Here is a 4,060-nt window from a genome sequence, read left to right as displayed (position 1 = left end):
AAAAAAATCCTAACCTTCGATGTGTGGTAGCTGACCCCATGGGTAGCGGTTTATACAGTTATGTCAAGACCGGTGTTATTAAACCGGAAGGTAGCTCTATTACAGAAGGTATCGGTAACAGCCGTATTACTGGGAATATGGAAGGAGCTCCCATTGATGATGCCATTCAAATTGATGACCACGAATGTCTCCGGGTAGTTTACCAGTTGCTGAGCCGGGATGGATTATTTATGGGAGGGTCTGTCGGGATTAATGTCGGAGCTGCTGTTGCTCTGGCTAAACAAATGGGACCTGGCCACACAATTGTGACTGTACTTTGTGATGGCGGTGGTCGTTATCAGTCACGGCTATTCAATCGGGAATGGTTGGGATCTAAAGGACTTTCTGTGGGTGATTGCACCTCTTGAGGAAAAAGGCTCAAGGGTCAGTAATCTTTGTAAGTATTCAGCCAATGGGAACGGGAAACGGGGAACAGGGAGCAGAAAGAAATCCTTGAAACTTGTTACTAATCTTTAAGCGTAACACAAATAAAAACAAATAAAAGTACCCTTTCGAGTACTGTCACAGATGCAAGCAAACTTGGTATTGTAATTGATATGGATCAATATCAAGCCTTGCTCTCTTAGTTAAAGCCTTGGTAAGCTCCGGATATTTCCGGGATTTACCTAGCTAAGATGCAGACTCAGGATTAACTTCCTACGTTGTTTGAGTGATGATACCTACGAATGAACGCCAGTTTGTAGCTCTATCGCTAGTGATTAAGACGAAGGCAAAACGTGTTACTAGCCTAAAAAGCTCTGACAACATTGTCGAGGCACACATTACCAATTTTGAGGCATTTAACGATGCAAAACTACGTTTTCGTGATTGATACAAACTTTCGACCACTCAACCCTATGTCACCCAAAAAGGCACGTAGGTTGTTGGACAAAGGTAAGGCGGCGGTTTTTAGGATGTATCCTTTTACTATCATCTTGAAAACTGCTATCGACAATCCCTTGCTGTTGTCATGTCAGATAAAAATAGATCCAGGAAGTAAGTTCACAGGTTTTTCTTTGGTTCAGAATAATCAAGTTATTTGGGCTATGGAGCTACAACACAGAGGTTCCTTGATCAAAAAGAAGTTAGAATCCAGAAGAGCCGTAAGAAGTCGCAGACGTGGCCGAACTACTCGCTACAGAAAACCGAGATGTCTAAACCGTAGACGTAGTGAGAACTGGCTTCCTCCCAGTTTGGAGCATCGCATACTTACGATCCAAACTTGGGTCGAACGTTTGATTAAGTTCGCTCCCGTATCGGAAATCTGGATAGAGCGAGTTAAATTTGATACCCAAAAAATTTCTAATCCAGAAATTAGTGGTATCGAGTATCAGCAAGGTTCCCTGGCTGGATATGAAGTCAGGGAGTATCTACTCGAAAAGTGGGATAGGGAATGCACTTACTGTGGCAAGAAAGATATCCCTTTGCAGATAGAACACATCCAACCCCAGTCTAAGGGCGGAAGCAACCGGGTTAGTAACTTGTGTTTGTCCTGTGATAAATGTAACCAAAAGAAAGGAAATAAACCGATCGAGGACTTTCTAAAAAATAAACCAGGGCTACTGCAAAAGATTAAATCCTTTGCTAAAAAACCTCTTAAAGATTCAGCCGCCGTAAATGCGACAACAGATAAGCTAGTCAAAGTTATGAGTCGCCTTCTACCTGTTGTCACTGGCACAGGTGCTCAAACTAAATATAATCGGATTAGACTGGGACTGCCCAAACAACATTGGATCGACGCAGCATGTGTCGGCGAGGTTGAGTTTCTAGAACTCTTGACCAACCAACCACTACTAGTCATCTGTAAAGGGCAAGGAGGAAGACAGAAAGCCGCACTGAATAAGTACGGCTACCCGATCAGGCATAATCCACTCAAGCCAATCAAAGGTTGGTGTAGCGGGGATATTGCTAGAAATGTCTTAACTGGTGACTTTGGTCGAGTTAATCCCAGAAGTAGTAGTAACTCGTTTGGTTTTACCGTTGAGGGACACAAACTTGTAAACATTCACTGTAAAAACTTGATGAAAGTTCACCGGAAGGACGGATATAATTACAGCTTTTCCTAGAAATTACCTGGTTTTCATCCCTTGATCGTTTGCTGTGAGCACCTTGAGCACCCTAGGCACCACGGATCTCCCTAAAAAGACACCTACACGAACTGGTGCCAAGGCTTTCCACTTTGGAAAGACACCTCAAGTCAACTGAGCTTTTGGTTATAAGTCGAACCTAAGCTCGTTCGCTGTAGGGGCTAAGGGGCTGATAGCTGTTTGCATAAAGTGTCGCATGGGGGTCGCGCCTTAGCTGACCGGTCAAACTAGATCAGTGTCACAAATCAAGACTTAATTCTCATTATTTATTAAGAATAATGATTAGGCTTTTTCAAGAAAAACTGAAGTAATAAGCCTGAACTTTGTATGTTGATTTTTCTAGAGGAAGTACACCCGATGCAAACCCAAGACCTCCTAAAATCCCCTAATCGTCAAAAATTTGATGCAGTAGTTGATTCTAGCTGGAACCAAAAAGAAAACTCTGAGGTATATACATTTATTAAACGCCAACTCCAGTACTTCAATCTTGAACAGGAACTTGATATAGGCCAGATACTTTTTGAAGGCTGTCTTCGTGGCGTTAGCAAAATTGAATCTGGACAAGATATTCAAGACCCGTCAGACTGGCTAAAATCTACCTGCTTCTACATAATCCTAGAGCATATCCGCATCACTTACGTCTACAGCAGTTCTGACTGGGAGCTGACCACAGGCAATTGCCCGCAAGCATCGGGAGCCCAAGCCATGGGTACCTACAATTAATGTGGCAACTGATGTGGTAATTCCTTGATGATTACAAGGGCTATAGTGATTAGGGTCACTCTTGGACAACTGTAAGTAGGGGCATACTAAAACACCGCTATGGAAAGATTTTTTATGCCAATTTGGCAACACAGCTCCGTAACCTGATTGTTTCATGGTTATACCCTTGATGAATGTATTTTACTCTACCTACTTATCAATGTCACAAATCGAGACTTAATCGTCACTAAGTGAGTAATAGTGATTATAAGGTTTCTCAAATACAATTTAAAGTCAGGGCATCATGTGCTTTTATTTTTACCGAGGAACTACACTATATGCAACCTAGAAAACCTCCAAAGTCCCCTAATCGTAAACAATTTGATGCCGCTGTTAATTCTATTTTAAACCAACGAGAGAAATCAGGACTGTTTGCATTTATTGAATTCCGACTCAAGCAGTTCAACCTTGAACACAAATTTGATATTTTTGACATCTTTATTGAAAGCTATATTCGCGGAGTTAGCAAAATTGAATCTGGACAACATATTGAAAATCCATCAGCTTGGCTAAGAACAACCTGCTTAAATGTGATTAGAGAGCATTTTGCCAAGAAAGGAAAGCATTGGAAAAAAGAACGTGAGTTTAGCGCTATAGAATACCAGATTAGCTCCAATGATGCTTCCGATTATTTATCGGATCAATATGTCAAGGAAATACTATCAGATATTAGACAACTAGTAAGTCCTCTAGATTTTGATATTTTTGTGTTACGAGTGATGGAGGAATTGTCCTGGATTGAAATTGAAGAACGCCTAAACTTAGCAAGTAATACAGCCTTGCGAAAACGATATCAGCGTATGAGAAAAGTTTTGAGAGACTATTTTTTTGATATCGACAACTCTATGCTCGAAGACTATGGCTTATCGTGAAGTAATATCAAGTCTGGTTGAATACCCATAATTAATGGAGAGTGTGTGAAGTTTGGGGAGATGGGGAGATGGGGAGATGGGGAGATGGGGAGATGGGGAGATGGGGAGATGGGGGAGATTTTTATTAAGCGATGCAGCGCGGTCTTGGGAAGGCAGCGCCGCCAAAGGGGGTTCCCCGGAGACGAAACCTGATTACGTTGAGCCTTTATGGTTGGTCGGCTATGCAGAAAAGGGGTAAAACTTATTGATTAGCGTGATTTGCGCGGTCTTGGGAAGGCAGCGCCGCCAAAGGGGGTTCCC

The 4,060-nt window shown here is 42.2% G+C and carries 5 protein-coding genes; all 5 read left to right on the top strand.

All coding sequences use genetic code 11. The features are described 5' to 3' along the window. Positions 1–407, top strand: a 407-nt coding sequence (locus tag F6J99_RS42740; RefSeq protein WP_365975370.1) for a pyridoxal-phosphate dependent enzyme, incomplete at its 5' end; no start/stop codon positions are given. 438 nt (positions 408–845) lie between these two features. Then, positions 846–2,105: an RNA-guided endonuclease IscB gene (gene iscB / locus F6J99_RS42735; RefSeq protein WP_293122933.1), complete on the top strand. Its 1,260-nt coding sequence runs from the start codon at positions 846–848 to the stop codon at positions 2,103–2,105. Between the two features lie 378 nt (positions 2,106–2,483). Then, entirely contained in the window at positions 2,484–2,849 is a 366-nt protein-coding gene (locus tag F6J99_RS42730; RefSeq protein WP_293122930.1) for a hypothetical protein, read from the top strand. Between the two features lie 317 nt (positions 2,850–3,166). Further along, a complete protein-coding gene (locus F6J99_RS42725) occupies positions 3,167–3,760 on the top strand; it encodes a sigma-70 family RNA polymerase sigma factor (RefSeq protein WP_293122927.1) in 594 nt (197 codons plus the stop codon). Between the two features lie 52 nt (positions 3,761–3,812). Next, positions 3,813–3,998, top strand: a complete 186-nt coding sequence (locus F6J99_RS42720) for a hypothetical protein (RefSeq protein ID WP_293122924.1) — start codon at positions 3,813–3,815, stop codon at positions 3,996–3,998. Positions 3,999–4,060: the final 62 nt, after the last annotated feature.

Source organism: Moorena sp. SIO4G3 (genome assembly GCF_010692305.1).
GTDB classification, from domain to species: Bacteria; Cyanobacteriota; Cyanobacteriia; order Cyanobacteriales; family Coleofasciculaceae; genus Moorena; species Moorena producens_A.
The sequence above is the reverse complement of the archived record's forward strand: the minus strand, read 5'-3'. Positions and strand labels throughout refer to the sequence as shown.